Source organism: Enterobacter bugandensis (assembly GCF_900324475.1).
Classification (GTDB): Bacteria; Pseudomonadota; Gammaproteobacteria; order Enterobacterales; family Enterobacteriaceae; genus Enterobacter; species Enterobacter bugandensis.
Genome location: NZ_LT992502.1, coordinates 2,770,337 through 2,787,075, shown reverse-complemented (window position 1 = coordinate 2,787,075; position 16,739 = coordinate 2,770,337). Strand labels below are relative to the sequence as shown.

Annotated in this window: 14 protein-coding genes; all 14 read left to right on the top strand. The window is 58.8% G+C overall.

Annotated elements, in window-relative coordinates:
• The first annotated feature begins 39 nt into the window (after positions 1-39).
• The 14 genes from DG357_RS13560 (at position 40) to DG357_RS13495 (ending at position 16,717) form a co-directional block, all read left to right on the top strand.
• A complete protein-coding gene (locus tag DG357_RS13560; RefSeq protein ID WP_023330611.1) occupies positions 40-531 on the top strand; it encodes a type VI secretion system amidase effector protein Tae4 in 492 nt (163 codons plus the stop codon).
• Complete coding sequence (locus DG357_RS13555; RefSeq protein ID WP_088205037.1) at positions 528-881, top strand: T6SS amidase immunity protein Tai4 family protein; 354 nt, start codon at positions 528-530, stop codon at positions 879-881. Before DG357_RS13560 ends, DG357_RS13555 begins: the two co-directional genes overlap by 4 nt.
• Positions 882-967: 86 nt before the next feature.
• Entirely contained in the window at positions 968-2,728 is a 1,761-nt protein-coding gene (tagH, locus tag DG357_RS13550; protein ID WP_047367784.1) for a type VI secretion system-associated FHA domain protein TagH, read from the top strand.
• On the top strand, positions 2,725-3,522 hold the full coding sequence (locus DG357_RS13545; RefSeq protein WP_023336024.1) for a PP2C family protein-serine/threonine phosphatase: 798 nt from the start codon (positions 2,725-2,727) through the stop codon (positions 3,520-3,522). Before tagH ends, DG357_RS13545 begins: the two co-directional genes overlap by 4 nt.
• 16 nt (positions 3,523-3,538) lie before the next feature.
• Positions 3,539-4,537 (top strand): hypothetical protein, encoded by a 999-nt coding sequence (locus DG357_RS13540; RefSeq protein ID WP_063437358.1) that lies wholly within the window; start codon positions 3,539-3,541, stop codon positions 4,535-4,537.
• A gap of 9 nt (positions 4,538-4,546) precedes the next feature.
• Entirely contained in the window at positions 4,547-5,359 is an 813-nt protein-coding gene (locus tag DG357_RS13535; protein WP_108780337.1) for a type VI secretion system accessory protein TagJ, read from the top strand.
• Positions 5,352-5,915, top strand: a complete 564-nt coding sequence (gene tssE, locus DG357_RS13530) for a type VI secretion system baseplate subunit TssE (protein WP_028013485.1) — start codon at positions 5,352-5,354, stop codon at positions 5,913-5,915. Before DG357_RS13535 ends, tssE begins: the two co-directional genes overlap by 8 nt.
• Before the next feature lie 2 nt (positions 5,916-5,917).
• A complete protein-coding gene (gene tssF / locus DG357_RS13525) occupies positions 5,918-7,789 on the top strand; it encodes a type VI secretion system baseplate subunit TssF (protein WP_088205035.1) in 1,872 nt (623 codons plus the stop codon).
• Positions 7,786-8,829: a type VI secretion system baseplate subunit TssG gene (gene tssG / locus DG357_RS13520; RefSeq protein ID WP_069733000.1), complete on the top strand. Its 1,044-nt coding sequence runs from the start codon at positions 7,786-7,788 to the stop codon at positions 8,827-8,829. The genes tssF and tssG overlap by 4 nt, the downstream gene beginning before the upstream one ends.
• A gap of 35 nt (positions 8,830-8,864) precedes the next feature.
• Positions 8,865-11,480, top strand: a complete 2,616-nt coding sequence (gene tssH, locus DG357_RS13515; RefSeq protein ID WP_088205034.1) for a type VI secretion system ATPase TssH — start codon at positions 8,865-8,867, stop codon at positions 11,478-11,480.
• 24 nt (positions 11,481-11,504) lie between these two features.
• A complete protein-coding gene (locus DG357_RS13510) occupies positions 11,505-12,926 on the top strand; it encodes a serine/threonine protein kinase (RefSeq protein ID WP_088205033.1) in 1,422 nt (473 codons plus the stop codon).
• A gap of 279 nt (positions 12,927-13,205) precedes the next feature.
• Positions 13,206-13,616, top strand: coding sequence for a hypothetical protein (locus DG357_RS13505; protein WP_047367777.1), 411 nt, complete (start codon positions 13,206-13,208; stop codon positions 13,614-13,616).
• A gap of 64 nt (positions 13,617-13,680) precedes the next feature.
• Complete coding sequence (locus tag DG357_RS13500; RefSeq protein ID WP_108780336.1) at positions 13,681-15,639, top strand: type VI secretion system Vgr family protein; 1,959 nt, start codon at positions 13,681-13,683, stop codon at positions 15,637-15,639.
• Between the two features lie 22 nt (positions 15,640-15,661).
• The gene (locus DG357_RS13495; protein WP_088204532.1) at positions 15,662-16,717 is read left to right on the top strand and encodes a PAAR domain-containing protein; all 1,056 of its coding nucleotides are present in this window, start codon (positions 15,662-15,664) and stop codon (positions 16,715-16,717) included.
• The last annotated feature ends 22 nt before the right edge of the window (positions 16,718-16,739 follow it).

The window sequence follows — 16,739 nt, the reverse complement described above, 5'->3', positions numbered from 1 at the left end:
GCTCACTTTACCCTGAGCTTCTTATCAAGGAGAAACGAGATGTCTCATATGCGTCCTGCTTTTGGTGCCGCCTGGAACAGATTCAGAGAAGTGAACGTAAACGTAGAACAGGTTGGCAAATTATTGGGTGGAAAAGTTCAGCATAATATCGACGCCGGTATTTTTAAAAATGCCTGCCCAATTCGTATGAGTTACGTTTTAAATTACTGTGGCATTCCGATTCCTTCTAACAGTAAATATGCGACAGTGACCGGGAATGACAAAAAGCGCTATATGTTCCGCGTTAAAGATATGATTGCATTTCTCCCCACGGTACTGGGCAATGCAGATATGTCGGTCTCTTCCCCAACGCCTGCGCAATTTGCAGGCAAGCAAGGCATTATCATCTTTACCGGGCATGGCTGGAGCGACGCAACCGGTCATGTCACACTCTGGAATGGAAATATTTGCTCTGATGATTGCCATTTCCTCGGCTCACCGGGTAATGGTTCGTTTATTCCGACCAACGCCACCTTCTGGAGCCTGAAATGAAACGTTTATTACTGCTGGTTTTGGCTATCAATGCCTCTGCTGTTTATGCCCAAAATCTGCCTGCCGTCAGCACTTTTACTCAGCAACAAATCTTTGAAAATTGGGTGCAAAACCGTTGCATCAGTAAGATCGCGGCCAGTAAAAGTCTGAAAGATGATGCAGAGGCCAGCGCGGCCGCCTGGCTGGAAGCAAGCAATCTCCCTGCTGAAAATTTTGAAAAAGCTGACCAGATCATTGTTTCTTCTCTGAAAGAGAAGATAGGCGGTACGGAACCGGGTCAATATCAGGTTTTAAAGTGCAGCTTAATCGCCAACAGCGACGCGATTCGTCCGCTCAAAACCGCAAAATAGAAGCAGTGGAAGCGGCCCCAAACGCCGCCGTTCTCGTCCCGAGAGCGGCAGCGTTTGAGCGCTAATCATACCAGCAGGAATACGCCATGCGATTCACGATTATTTCTACGAAACCCGGTCATCAGCCGCCGCAAAGCAGCTGTGATTTTTACGCCCCGGGCGGCACCATTGGGCGCGGTACGGATAACAATCTGGTATTACCGGACAATGACCGCACCATCTCGCGTCTGCAGGCCATTGTCCACGTTGACGCTCAGGGAGAATGCCGTGTCACCAACCGTGGCAGCGTCACCCGCGTGGTATTAAACGATATTCCGCTGGAGCGCGGACGTCAGGTTGAACTGCAGGATGGCGACATTCTCGGTATTGATGACTACCGTATTGAAGTGACAGAGCTTATCCACGACACGCAGCCGGTGAGCCGCATGGCGGCCAGCATGCAGCAGCAGGCGCGTCCGACAGCCGCACCCGCTGCGCCCGCAGCGCAAGCGAAGCCTGCTAACCCCGCGCCACGCGGGAAGGCGGAACCGACCGCCGTGCCTTCCGAAATCTGGGACAGCCTGATGCAGGAGTTCTCCATCTCCGACAGCATCTCCAGCAACCGCGCAAAACCGCAGCCTGCGGCCTCACAGGATCCCTTCTCCCAGCCCGTCGCGCCGGAACGTAATGCCGAAGATCCGTTGGCGATGTTCAACGACAGCGATCCAACGCTTGAGCGCAAGAACGTCGACCCGGACACGCTGTTCAGCGACGAAGCGCTGTTCAAAAAAGAGAGCATTTTTGACGACGTGACGCCTTCCACGCTGGTGCCGCCGGTTGAGGGGCAACCCGCCCCTAAAGAAGACGCGGCGGACGAGCTTGACCCGCTGGCGCTGTTCGGTGGAAAGGCCAGCGCGCCAGCCGCGCGCAATGATGACCCGCTCGGGCTGATGGGCGGAGCACCGTTAACCCACCCGGATGATATTGCAGACGAAAAGCCAGCATCAACGCCTGAACCGGAGCAGGAAGAGGACGTGCTTGCCGATTCTCCGCTGTTCGCCCCAGAGCCGCAGGAAACGCCGCGTGAAGAAGAGCCGGCGCGGCCGGATTACGCAGGCTTCACCATGCCTACGCCGCAGGCCGTTGCGCGCAGCAGCGCTCAGGCACCGAAGGGGCGCCTGCGCATCGACCCGGTCAATAACGCGGCATCCCCAACCGCCAGCCCGAATAATGGCGAGAAGGGTGAAGTGCTGCAGGGCGAGCTGCTGCAGGCGCTGCTTGAAGGTATGGGCCTGAGCGAAATGCAGCCTGTTCCGCAGTTTGACCGGGAAAATATGCGTCAGTTGGGGCAGATTCTCGGCATGTTCTCGCAGGGCACCGTGGCGCTGCTCTCGTCGCGCTCCATCCTGAAACGCGGCGTAAAAGCCGATATGACCATGGTGCTGGACGATGCCAACAACCCGTTCAAGCTGTTGCCGACCGGGAAAACCGTCTTAATTCAGATGTTCGGCACCCCGATGCCGGGCTTTATGCCGCCGACCAAATCGGTGCGCGATGCGCTGATCGACCTGCAGGCGCACCAGCTGGGGATGATCTCCGGTATCCGCGCCATCATCGCCGCGATGCTGCAGTCCTTTAACCCGGAACAGCTGGAGGAGCAGGCGAAGCAGAACGGCATGACCTCGCGTCTGGCGCTGCCGGGCAGCCGCAAAGCCGCCCTGTGGGACTATTTTGTTCGCAGCTATGGCGAGACGGCGGGCGAGATTGAGGATGACTTCCACACCCTGTTCGGCGAAGCCTTCCTTCATGCGTATGACATGGAGGTGAATCAGTACAAAGACTCACAGAGCGGATCGGAAGACAAATGAATATCGCAACCGCTTCTCTCTCCCGCCAGGGGACGCGCGCCAGCAACCAGGATCAGACGGGAGAAACCATAGGGGAACGCTCGGCCTGCTTTGTCGTCTGCGACGGCATCGCGGGTCTGCCCGGTGGTGAAGTCGCCGCGGAACTGGCCCGTAACAGCATTATCTCCCGCTTCGATGGCGACAAGCACCTCAACGCGCAGCATATCCGCGACTACGTGCAGACGGCGAATCGCACCATTCTGAGCGAACAGCAGGCCGTTCAGGACTATCGCCGGATGGGCACGACGCTGGTCAGCCTGTTCATTGACCGGGACTACGGGCTGGCGTACTGGGCGCATGCCGGCGACAGCCGCCTGTACCTGTTTCGCCGGGGGTGGCTGTGGCACGTCACCACGGACCACAGTCTGGTGCAGCAGATGAAGGATGCCGGGCATCAGACGGACGATCTCAACAGCAACCTGCTTTATCTGGCGCTGGGAATTGAAAACGGCGGACCGGAAGCGAGCTACAGCGACGTGGTGCAGGTAGAAGACGGCGATGCCTTTTTACTCTGCACCGACGGATTCTGGCACGGCGTCAGCGAAGAGCAAATGAAGCAGTCGCTGCACATGGTCAATACGCCGCAGGAGTGGCTGACCTTAATGAACCAAATCATTCAAAAGAATGGCGAGCAGGAGGGGAATGCGCAGGATAACTATACCGCCCTAGCGGTATGGATGGGCAACCCTCAGGACACCACTTTGCTGCACACCCTCTCTGACGCAGCACAATTTCTTCCCTGCGGAACTGATTAGACACACAAGGAACGATATGAAACTTTGGCTATCGGGTTTGGCACTTCTGGCGGCGACCTCCACCGCGCAGGCTGAAAATTTCCGCATCGTGCAGTCTCCTGCGCAGAAGCTGGATATCTGGATCGACAACATCAAAGACAACACCCCGCAGAGCTGGTGTAAGCCAGAAGTGGCGCTGCGCATTGTGGCGAACGGCAAGAAAGACGTCTCCGTGCTGGAAAACTTTGTGCCGCGTCTTGGCTCGCTGCTGGAACACCAGTGCAGCAAAGTGAATAAACTCAGCTGGACGCTCAACGATCCCGAGGGAACGACGCTGGCGCAGGGCACGGCAGCTAAAGCGCAGGACTGGGCGCTGGTGGTGAAACAGCAGCAGGCCGCGCCTGCCGAGACCGTCACCGCAACCCCAGCCAGCGGCGCGTTACTGCCACCCGATCAGAACGTGGCTTCCCGCACCGTTGCGGCCGACCGCACGCCGTGGCAGGAGTTTACCCTGCAGGATGGCTGCCACCTGCGCACCTTCTGGGAGGGCGGCGCGTCCGCTCCGGCGCTCTTTATTCCGGATTCTGACACCACCCGCTGCGGTAACGGCAGCTGGCTGAGCGGTCACACCGTTATCTCTCAGTCCCGCAACGGCGGGCAGAAAGAGATGGCGGTGACGTACATTCACGGCTTCCCGGTGATGGGGCTGAATCAGAGCGCCGATCCGGAAAACGCGCTGATCACCTCCGTCAATAAAGAGCGCATGGTATTCAGCACGCCAGACAGCGATCAGAGCTGGATGATCCTGCCTTACGACAGCACCCTGAACAGCTGGAAGAGCAACGGCACGGTTGCGGTAGAAATTTCCCGCGAGACCGCCAGCGACGATGCAAAACTGCAGGCGCGTATTGCGGCGGTGAAGAAAACCTGGAGCGCCTGGGTTGCCCCAGGCACCCCGCTGAATATCGTTCTAATTGATACCCTGCGTCCTCAGCTGCGCGATCCGGCAGTAGGCGCCTGGCGCGCGGCGAATTAAGGAATGGCTATGAATACGCTCTATCAACAGCTTGCGGGTGAAACGCTCAACGACGCGCTGGCGCGTCTTGAAACAGAGATCAAAGCCCGTCCGGCAGATGCAGACCTCCGCGCCGCGTTCGTGCAGTTTTTAATCCTCAGCGGCAACGGGACGCGCGCGCTGACCCAGCTGAAAAGCTGGCTGGCGCTGAAGCCGCAGGCGAAACCCACCGTCACGCTGCTGGAGCAGTCCATTCAGGGCGAGCTGCAGCGCGCACAGGTGATGGCGGGGCAGGCGCGTCCGGCCATGCCTGAAACTCAGTGGCCGTGGCTGACCACCCTGGCCGCGGCGCTCCGCGAGGAGGGCGAGCGTGCCCGGTCGCTGCGCCTTGAAGCGCTTGACCAGGCGCAGGCCACTCCCGGCCACATCACCCTCGAAAACGATGAGGCTCAGCCGTTTGACTGGCTGATGGACGGCGATGCCCGTCTCGGCCCGGTGTGCGAAACCATCGTGAACGGCCGCTATTTCTGGCTGCCGTTTAACGCAATCGCCGAGATCCGTTTCCAGGCGCCTGCCAGCGTGACCGATCTGGTCTGGCGTCACGCGCTGGTGCGCCTGACCGACGGTACGGAGCAGGTATGTCAGATCCCGGCGCGTTACCCGTTTGCTGCCGATGCGTCGGATGCGATCAAACTGGGCCGCACTACCGAGTGGCAGCCGCTCGATGAGGACGGCACCCTGTACGAAGGGATGGGCCAGAAAGCCTGGCTCAGCGAGCAAAGCGAAAGCCCGTTGCTGTCGTTAAGCCTCGTGTCGTTTGCGACGGATGGAGCCGATGAGTAATCCCGCTGGCGAAGGCGATCTGCTGCGCAGCGGCTGGCAAGCCCGCAGCAGGCAGGAGAAGGTGGGGGCGCGCGACAAAATGCAGCCTTCGCTGCTCGATCGCCTCACCGATAACGATCCGGAAAAAAAACGCGAGCCGGCCAACAGCAACCTGATCACCCACGCCGCGCTGCGTCGTAACGTGCTGCGGGATCTGCAGTGGCTGTTTAACACCATCAACCACGATGCCTCCGGGGATTTGAGCGCCTTGCCGCACGTGAGCCGCTCGGTGGTTAACTTCGGCGTCGCGCCGCTGGCCGGGAAGAGAATGTCGGACATCGAATGGCACGACATTCAGCGCAAGCTCACCGAGGCCATCATCAATTTTGAACCGCGCATTTTGCCGCAGGGGCTGCAGGTCCGCTGCGTGTCGGATACCTCCTCGCTGGATCTGCATAACGTGCTCTCCATTGAGATTAAAGGGCGCTTATGGTGTGTGCCGTACCCGCTGGAGTTTCTGTTTCGCACCGATGTCGATCTGGAAAACGGCCATTTTGAACTGAAAGATGCGGGGTAATCATGGAAAGTAAACTGCTCGAATATTACAACCGTGAGCTGGCCTACCTGCGCGAAATGGGGGCCGAGTTTGCCGAACGCTATCCGAAGGTCGCCGGGCGGCTGGGCATGCGCGGCATCGAAGTGGCGGACCCGTACACCGAACGCCTGATGGAAGGTTTCGCGTTTCTGACCTCCCGCGTGCAGATGAAAATGGACGCGGAGTTTCCGCGCTTCTCCCAGCGTCTGCTGGAGATGATCGCGCCGAACTACCTCGCGCCCACCCCTTCCATGGCGATTGCGGAAATTGAGCCCGACAGCAGCCGCGGCGATCTGAGCAACGGCTTTATTGTGCCGCGCGGCACCATGATGGACAGCCTGGCGCTGAAAAAAATCGGTGTAACCTGCAGCTATACCACCGCGCACGAGGTCAATCTGCTGCCGCTGAAAATCGACAAAGTTGAGCTCGGCGGCGTGCCCGCTGACCTGCCGCTGGCGCAGCTCGGCTTAAGCCAGCGGGGGATCAACAGCGCCTTGCGGATCCGCATTGCCTGCGACGGCCCGCAAAACCTCGGGCACCTGAATTTTGACCGGCTGGAGTTTTTCCTTAGCGGCCCGGACATTGAGGTGCTGAAGCTGCTGGAGCTGGTGATGGAGCACCACGCCGGGATCGTCTGCCAGACGGTCAGCCCGCAGCCGCAGCGACAGCTGCTGGCAACGGATGCGCTGCGTCAGGAGGGCTTTGCGCCGGACCAGGCGCTCCTCCCGGACGATCTGCGCAACTTTGACGGCTACCGTCTGCTGCAGGAGTATTTTGCGTTTCCGGCCCGCTTCCGCTTTATCAGCCTGAGCGGTCTGAGCACGCTTATCCAGCGCTGCGAAAACGAAAAAGCCTTCGATATCTTCATTCTGCTGGATAAGTCGGATGAACAGCTGGAGCGCGTGGTCGACGCCAGCCATCTGGCGCTGCACTGCACGCCGGTCATCAACCTGTTCCCGAAAGTGGCGGCCCGGCAGAAGCTGAATGAAGGCCAGCATGAATACCATCTGGTGGTTGATAACATCCGCCCGCTGGACTACGAAATTTATGCGGTAAATAAAATTTTTGGCAGCGCCGACGGCCAGCGCGACGACCAGACGTTTCGTCCGTTCTGGAGCACCTGGAGCGGCGACGCGGGCAACTACGGGGCCTATTTTTCCCTGCGCCGGGAACAGCGCGTGCTCTCCGAACACGCCCTGCGCTACGGCACCCGTACCGGCTATATCGGCTCGGAGGTCTTTGTCTCGCTGGTGGATGAACAGCATGCCCCGTGGCAGGAAAACCTGCGCTACATCTCTGCCGAGGTGCTCTGTACCAGCCGCGACCTGCCGCTGATGCTCCAGCAGGAGCTCGGGCAGTTCATTATGGCCGACTCCATGCCGGTGAAGGGGTTAACCCTGCGCAAAGGTCCGACGCCGCCGCGTCCGGCGCTGGCGGAAGGGTTCAGCACCTGGCGGCTCATCAGCCAGCTGCAGATGAACTACCTCAGCCTGATGGACAGCGAAAATGAAGAGGGGGCAGCGGCGCTGCGCCAGCTGTTAGGTCTGTATGCCAACCTGGCCGAAACGCCGGTTGCACGTCAGGTGGAGGGGGTTCGCCACTGCGTGCTGGAGCCGGTACACCGCCGCGTGCCTGAACCCGGCCCGGTCGTTTTCGCCCGCGGAATTGGCATCACCCTGACGGTGGACGAGCGGGCGTTTTCCGGCGCCAGCCCGTGGCTTTTCGGCAGCGTGATGGAGCGCCTTTTTGCCCGTCTGGTCTCCATCAACAGCTTCACCGAGTTCACCCTGAAGAGTCAGCAGCGCGGCGAGATAGGCTACTGGGCGCCGCGCATGGGTAAAAGGGCGCTGGTATGAGTGACGCTGCCACCGCACCGCTGCGCGTGCATCGCCTGACGAAGCTGCCGGATACATTCTGGCACGGGGTCCGCGAGACGCCCTGGCGCTACGATCTGTTTCAGCTGTTAAGGCGCATTGATGCCCAGGGCGGCGAGCGCTACCCGCTGGGACGCGCGCCGCTGCCGAAATTTGAGCCGCTGCGCATTGGCCAGCAGCCCTCAATGAGCTTTGCGCCGTCGACGCTGGCCCAGGTGCGACAGCGTGAAGAAAGCGGGCTGCATGAGGTGTCGATCCTCAGCTTTGGCCTGTTTGGCCCGAACGGCCCGCTGCCGGTGCATATGACCGAGTACGCCCGCGAACGGATTCATCATCACCAGGACACCAGCCTCAGCGCGTTTGCCGATCTGTTCCATCATCGTCTGGCGCTGCTGTTTTACCGCGCCTGGGCGGATGCGCAGCCTGCCGTTTCCCTCGATCGCGCCGACAATAAGCGCTTTGAGGGCTACCTGGCGTCGCTGATCGGCATGGGACAGCCGGGTCAGATGAACAAGGGCAGCCTGAGCGCCCATGCCCGCTTTGCCCACGCCGGGCACCTGACCCGCCACGGGCGGGATCCAGAAGGGCTGGAGAAGATCCTGCGCAGCTATTTTAAAGCGCCGGTTAAGCTGGTGAGCAACGTGCCGCAGTGGATGCCGCTCTCCACCCGCGAGCAGGCGCAGCTGGGAGCAGGACGCCGCATGCCGCGCATGGGGGAATCCGCTTTTCTCGGCGTCGCCGTCCGCGACGTGCAGCATAAGTTTCGTATCGAGATTGGCCCGCTGAGCGCGGAGGAGTACAACCGCTTTCTGCCGGGCGAAGCGTGGGTCACCGAGCTGCGCGACTGGGTGCGCCAGTACGCGGGAATTGAGTTTGAATGGGAAACACGGGTGATCCTGCGTGAAGACGCGGTGCAGGGTACCACGCTCGGCAGCGATGGGCGATTAGGCTTTAACACCTGGCTGGGGCATCAGCCGCAGCCTGTCCCGCGTGGCGATCTGGTGTATCGCGCAGAGCGATAAATTTTTCTAACGCATTGTTATCAACGGAACCGAACATGTCAGAAATTAGCCGTGCCGTGCTTTTCGGCAAACTGGATACGCTGTTATTTACCTCTCTGGAAAGCGCGACTGCCTTCTGCAAGCTGCGCGGCAACCCCTACGTTGAGCTGGTGCACTGGCTGCATCAGCTGATGCAGCAGCAGGATGGCGATCTGCAGCAGGTCATCCGCCACTTTGCCCTCGACGAACAGCAGCTAACGCGCGATATCGTGGCGGCGCTGGACGCTCTGCCGCGCGGCGCAAGTTCCGTTTCCGATCTCTCCGAACATATCGACAGCGCCGTGGAGCGCGCCTGGGTCTTCGGCTCGCTGAAGTTTGGCGTCAGCCGCATTCGCGGCGGCCATTTGCTGATTGGCATCCTCAAGACCTGGAATCTGGCCAACGTGCTGAAAAGCATCTCGGCGCAGTTCACCCGCCTTAACGTCGAAGTGCTGATCGAGCAGTTCGACGCCATCTGTGGCAACAGTAAAGAGACGCAGCAGGCCGCTGCCGCCGTCGATGCACCGGCGGGTGCGGTCCCGGCGGCTCAGGGTACGCTGGCCCAGTACGGCCAGGACCTGACCGCCCGCGCCCGCGACGGGAAGATTGACCCGGTTGTCGGGCGCGACGAGGAGATCCGCCAGATGGTGGATATCCTGATGCGCCGCCGCCAGAACAACCCGCTGCTGACCGGGGAGGCCGGGGTCGGCAAAACCGCAGTCGTTGAAGGGCTGGCGCTGCGTATCGCCGACGGCGACGTGCCGGAGCCACTGCAGAACATTCAGCTGTGGCTGCTGGATATCGGCATGCTGCAGGCAGGCGCGGGCATGAAAGGCGAATTTGAAGCCCGTCTGCAGGCGCTCATTAATGAAGTCCAGTCCAGCGCCACGCCGATTATTCTGTTTATCGATGAGATCCACACTCTGATTGGTGCAGGCGGCCAGCAGGGAACCGGCGATGCGGCGAACCTGCTGAAGCCGGCCCTGGCGCGCGGTCAGCTACGCACCATCGGTGCCACCACCTGGGCGGAATACAAAAAGTACATTGAGAAAGACCCGGCGCTGACCCGTCGTTTCCAGACCGTACAGGTTCACGAGCCGGACGAAGCGAAAGCCATTCTGATGCTGCGCAGCACCGTGTCGCCGCTGGAGACGCACCACCAGGTCCTGCTGCTCGACGAAGCGGTCAGCGCGGCGGTGAAGCTGTCCCATCGCTATATCCCGGCGCGTCAGCTGCCGGACAAAGCCGTTGCGCTGCTCGACACCGCCTGCGCCCGCGTGGCCGTCAGCCAGAGCGCGCCGCCGGCGCAGCTGGAAGACTGCCTGCGCCATCTTGCCGCGCTGGACGTGGAAATTGAAATTGCTGAACGCGAAGCGCGCGTCGGCGCCGGTGACGCAGAGCGCGTAGCGACGTTAATCACAGAGCGCGACGCGTATGAAACAAAACGCGAAGCCCTGGCCCGGCGCTGGGAAGACGAGCGCGGTCTGGTGCAGGAGATCATCCGCCTGCGCGCCGCGCTGTTTGCGGCGGGCGAGGAAGAGACCGCCGAGCTGCGCAGCCGGCTGGCGGAGCAGCAGCAGGCGCTGAACGCCTTACAGGGTGACGAGCCGCTGCTGTTTGCGGCGGTAGATGAAAACGTGGTCGCCGCAGTCGTCTCTGACTGGACCGGGATCCCGCTGGGCCGGATGGTGAAAAACGAGATCGACGCGGTGCTGAACCTTGCCGATACGCTGAACCAGCGCGTTATCGGCCAGCGTCACGGGCTGGATCTCATTGCCCGCCGCGTGAAAACCTCGCGGGCGAAGCTCGACGATCCGAACAAACCGGTGGGCGTCTTTATGCTGTGCGGCCCGTCCGGCGTCGGGAAAACTGAAACCGCGCTGGCGCTGGCGGAATCCCTGTACGGCGGCGAGCAGAACGTCATCACCATCAACATGAGCGAGTTCCAGGAAGCGCACACCGTTTCCACCTTAAAAGGTGCGCCTCCGGGATACGTAGGGTATGGTGAAGGCGGCGTGTTAACCGAGGCCGTGCGCCGTCGCCCTTACAGCGTGGTGCTGCTGGACGAAATTGAAAAAGCGCACCCGGACGTCCATGAGATCTTCTTCCAGGTATTCGATAAAGGCTGGATGGAGGACGGCGAGGGGCGCCACATTGATTTCCGTAATACCATCATTATTCTGACCTCCAACGTCGGCACCGAGCTGATAAGCGCCATGTGCGCCGATCCGGAGCTGATGCCGGAGCCTGACGCATTAAGCGGCGCGCTGCGCCAGCCGCTGCTGGAAGTATTCCCGCCGGCGCTGCTGGGCCGCCTGCTGGTGGTGCCGTACTACCCGCTCAGCGACGAGATGCTCGGGCAGATTGTGCGCCTGCAGCTCAAGCGCATTCAGCGTCGTCTGGAAGAGAATCACAGCATTATTTCTGAGTTTGACGACAGCGTGGTGGAACAGATTGTTCAGCGCTGCACCGAGGTGGAGTCCGGTGGCCGCATGGTGGATGCTATTCTGACTAACACCCTGCTGCCTCAGATGAGCCAGATCTTACTTACCGCCAGCCGCAGCGACGAGCAGTTCCGACGCCTGCATGTCACCTGCGAGCAGGGCGAGTTTCACTGTCAGTTTGCCGCGTAATAATCATCAAGAGAACTGTAAAAGATGACGGATAATGATAACAATCGGACTGTCCCAAACGCGCTCCCGGTCGGGTACCGCTTCAACGAGTTTGAAATCAAAGAGGTGATCGGCGGCGGCGGTTTTGGCATTGTCTATCGCGCGTGGGATCACCAGCTCGAACGCACTATCGCTATCAAAGAATTTATGCCTTCCTCGCTCGCCGTGCGCGGCGACGACATGACCCTGGTGCTGCGCAGCGAGCGCTTTGGCAAAGCATTTTCCGCGGGCCTGAACAGCTTTATTCAGGAAGCGCGTCTGCTGGCGCGTTTTAACCACCCGAACCTGCTGCACGTCCTGCGTTTCTGGGTGCAAAACGACACGGCTTACATGGGGACGCTGTTTTATAGCGGCACCACGCTTTCACGCCTGCGCGAAGAAAAACCGGAGCTGATCAACGAGGCCTGGATCCGCCGCACGCTGCCGATGCTGTTCGGGGCGATCAAGACCATCCACGACGAAGGCTATCTGCACCGCGACATCTCGCTGGATAATATTCAGATCCAGGATAACGGCCTGCCGGTGCTGCTCGATTTCGGCTCCGCGCGCCGCACCATCGGCAACCTTTCCGACGAAACGGAAACCATGCTGCGCCCCGGCTTTGCGCCGATTGAGCAGTACACCGACGACAACGAGAGCGAGCAGGGGCCGTGGACGGATATTTACGCCCTCGGCGCGGTGCTGCGTACCCTGATTGTGGGTTCTCCGCCGCCGGTCAGCGTGGTGCGCTCCATCCAGGATACCTGTAAGCCGCTGGTGGAAATCATGCCGCAGGGCTACTCCATTCCGCTGCTGCAGGCCATCGACCGCGCGCTGGCGCTGCACATGGAGGACCGTCCGCAGTCTATCGACGAATTCGCGGCGCTGATTGAGATGCCGGTCGCCGGGATCAACGACGTGCTCACCGCCAAAAAGACCGGCACCATGCTGGTTCCGGTTGAGGAAGAGAAGCCAGCTTCGGTGCTCGACTGGCGTCGCTATAAGATCCCGGGCATGGTTGCCGCGGGCGTGCTGGTGGGCGTTGTCGCCGGGGCGATGCTGTTCAGCGGTGGGAATGATGCGCCTGAGCAGGCTGCCCAGGCCCCGTCAGAGACGCGTCCGACAGAAACTGCCGCGAACGCGCCAGAGGTGAAGCCAGAAACGGCGACGGTGAGCGAGTCAGCGACGGCGCAACAGACGCCACCACCTGCCGACGCCAGCCCGGTCGCGCTGGTTTATATCCGTATCCAGGACGGTGAAACGCTGAAAGTGAACGGCGAACCAAAAGCGCTGCGTCCGGCGACCAACGGCTATGCCTCGCTCAAGCTGCCAGCCGGTGAGACGAAGATTGAGCTGCAGGGCAACGGGAGAACGCGCAGCCAGACGCTGGATATCAGCAAGCCGGGCACCTGGCTGGTGAATCCTTAGTAATGCACGATCTTCAAGGCCAGAGACTTATTCCAAAGGTGTTCGAAGAGCGTCTCTCCTCTTTATGTACAAAATCGCTTTAGGATTGAAAGCTCAGTTGGCTTAGTAGCGGTGGTCTTAATTGACCACCGTCAGTGAAAAACGACAGGCCCTTTTGTCTCCGACCCCGGAGAGTTAGCTGAAGCGAAGTTGCGGAATTCCATTTTTGTCAGTGTTAATTACGTGTATAAACAAAATGTCGCTCATTTAAAGAGTAAATCAGGGTATTTCTGGGGAAGTATGGATCTTCTCGCAATTTTAATTTATTGCGCGAATTCAGTACGCCACAACAGAATCCCATTTCTTTCTGACGCAAAAGCATTTAGTGCTTCGTTGAATTATTTTGCAGGTGATGGTTTCAGCATTTTGGTCATGCTTTTTTTTGTGCTTGACTTACTTTTACTACTCTCTTTGTTTGCTTCGGCCTGGTTATTCTTCAAACGAAAGAACGGTGCAGTCAAATTTGCTCTTGCTCAGGAATTATTTCGTTTGATTTCATTCAGATGTTCAGTCTCATTTTTCCCTCTTTTAGTAAGCGTGTTTGGAATTTCAAACGTCTGGTTGAATGTAGGGTTATTTATCACATCAGAGTCACTGAAAATCTACTCTCTTGTTTTTTGGATGAACGAGCGGGAAAAGCCCCTTTCTTGAATGATGCTTTATCAGAGATGCGACCCGCTTTTTTGCATCGCATAAGCTAAATGGAATAAAGATTATGCTCAACCGAATTACCGTTCAGCTCCCGGTGGAGGGGCTTCTGTTCTGGAAACTGACGGGCCGCGAGGCGATGTCCGAGTCGTTTGCGCTGACGCTGACCGTGCTCGGCACGGACGCGCGCATTGACCGCACTAAGCTGCTGGGCCAGCCGGTCACGGTGACCATCCCGACGCAGAATCTGCTGACGTCCCGCTATATTAACGGAAAAATTACCCGCGTGGCGGTCAGCGCCGTTGAGCTGACGGGCACCCGCTATGCGGTGTACCAGCTGATGGTGGAGCCGGACCTGTGGCCGATGAAGCGCGACCGTAACCTGCGTATTTTCCAGGGCCAGACTGTGCCGCAGATTGTGAAAACCCTGCTGGGTGAGCATCAGGTCAACGTTGAGGATAAGCTCACCGGCAGCTACCGGGTGTGGGACTACTGCGTGCAGTATCAGGAGTCGAGCCTGGACTTCATCAGCCGCCTGATGGAGCTGGAGGGGATTGCCTATCACTTCAGACACGATGCGGACAAGCACACCCTTGTGCTCACCGATGCCGCCACGCAGCATCAGCCGTTCAGCGGCTACGAGGTCATTCCTTACCACCAGACGCCGTCCGGCGGCAGCACGGATGAAGAGGGCATCAGCCAGTGGGCGCTGGAGGACAGCGTGACGCCGGGGATTTACAGCCTCGACGACTATGACTTCCGCAAGCCGAACGCGTGGCTTTTCCAGGCCCAGCAGAATCCGGCGTCGCCGAAGCCGGGCAGCATCGACGTGTACGACTGGCCGGGTCGCTTTGTGGACAAAGGTCACGGGGAGTTTTATGCCCGTATCCGTCAGGAGCGCTGGCAGGTTGAGCACCAGCAGATTCAGGCCACCGCCACGGCGGCGGGGATTGCGCCCGGGCACACCTTCACGTTAACCAGCGCGCCGTTCTTCAGCGACAACGGGGAGTATCTGGTGACGGCGGCGGGCTACCACTTCGAGGAGAACCGCTACGCCAGCGGCGAGGGGGAGACCATACACCGTACCGATTTCACGGTCATTCCGTCGGCGGTGGTTTACCGTCCGGCGCAGAGCACGGCTTGGCCGCGCACCTACGGCCCGCAGACCGCGAAGGTAGTGGGGCCGAAGGGGGAGAGCATCTGGACGGATAAATATGGCCGGGTGAAGGTGAAGTTCCACTGGGACCGGCTGGCGAAGGGCGATGACACCAGCTCCTGCTGGGTTCGCGTGTCGAGCGCGTGGGCAGGCCAGGGCTACGGCGGGGTGCAGATCCCGCGCGTCGGCGACGAGGTGGTGGTGGACTTTATCAACGGCGACCCGGACCGTCCGATTATTACCGGCCGCGTGTATAACGACGCGAGCATGCCGCCGTGGGCGCTTCCGGCTGCGGCGACGCAGATGGGTTTTTATAGCCGCAGCAAAGATGGCCATAAAGACAATGCCAATATTCTCCGTTTTGAAGATAAAGCCGGGCACGAGCAGATCTGGATCCATGCAGAAAAAAATATGGATACGGATATTGAAAATTCTGAAACTCATGATGTCGGTGTCGATCGTAGAAAAACCATCGGACAGGATGAGAATATTACGATTAAGCGGAACCTGAAATCAGATGTAGGTAATAATGAAACGCATAATATTGGTAACAAGCACGTTATAAACGTTGGGAAAGATCAAACCGTCTTGACCATGGATAAAGAAGGTAACGCGCTGCTGGAATCTGTGACCACGATTAAACTCAAAGTTAAAGACAATTATATTCTGATCGCCCCGGATACCATTGAGATTCACGTAGGCCAAGGCAACCTCAAAGCAGAGGCTGTGGAACAAGCCATCTTCAAAGGTGATGAGCTTACAAGACTAGGTGATGGGATCAATACCGAGCTCAAAGCAAATGATACGGTGAGTATAACGGGAACTAACCTTACCGATATTAAGGGCGCGATTGTAAAAGTTAACAGTTAATCTGCGTACAGAGAACGCTATTATGGGAAAACCAGCCGCCAGAGCGCGCATTGATTCCAGCGCACATACTGGCCCAATTCAAAGCGGAAGTCCCAACGTAATTATTGGCGGATTTCCGGCAGCACGAAAAGGCGACCCGCTTTCATGCTCCCAACATGGTCAGGGAAGTATTCTCAGTGGTTCAACAACGGTATTTGTGAATGGTTTGCCTCTCGCCAGGGAAGGTGACAAGACGGGTTGCAATACCTCAGCAACCCCTGCGGTCGCATCCACTCAACCCGCACCTCCGCAATACTGGGGCGGAACGGCGGCGAAGGATGCGGGTAAAGATGGTGCTATACATGGTGATGTTTACGACGCCCGTGTGCTTGGCGCCTATGCAAGCCTTGAAGATAAATCCGGCTTTGGAACACCCGATACGGCTTCAGCCGGATTCGCACTTGCCGATATCACGGTCGGGAATACAAAAAGTCAGGATAAATATAAAGGCGAGGTACGTACTAAAGTAGGGGTGGCGACTGCCAGCGGCACGTTAGTGACCGATCGAGCTGATTACGGGGCGATTAATCTCAATGCAAACGCCACCGCAATACAATATGGCGCCTCGGGAAGCATTGGAAAAGAAGGGCAACAATACGGCGGCGTCGGTGGGGATGTATACCTGGCAACCGCTGAAGCGAAGGCCGTCAGTGAACTATATGACGGAAATAAAGGGCGTTATGGTTTTAATGTTGAACTTGGCGCAGAAGCCGCGGCGGTCAAAGGAGAGGCGACGGCTAAAGCCGATTTTTATGGCGTAGTCGTTGCCGATGGCAAGCTTTCAGGGAGTGCAGGGAGCGCTGGCGCTTCTGCAGGCGTGGGAACCTGGATTGATAGCACTGATTATTCATTTAACCTTAAGGTGTCCGGTGAGCTTGCAGCGGCGCTCGGTCTGGGAGGGGATGCCAGTATCAAATTTGCTCTCAAACCGATTCTTGACTGGATTTATGACGATGATGAAAGTAAGCCGTCCCCAGCGGCGGGCAGTGGCGATGGTGTGATTAAGACTGGCTGTGTTACAGTCCTGATAGGAGATTAAAATGTGTAAATGGGGAACGTTG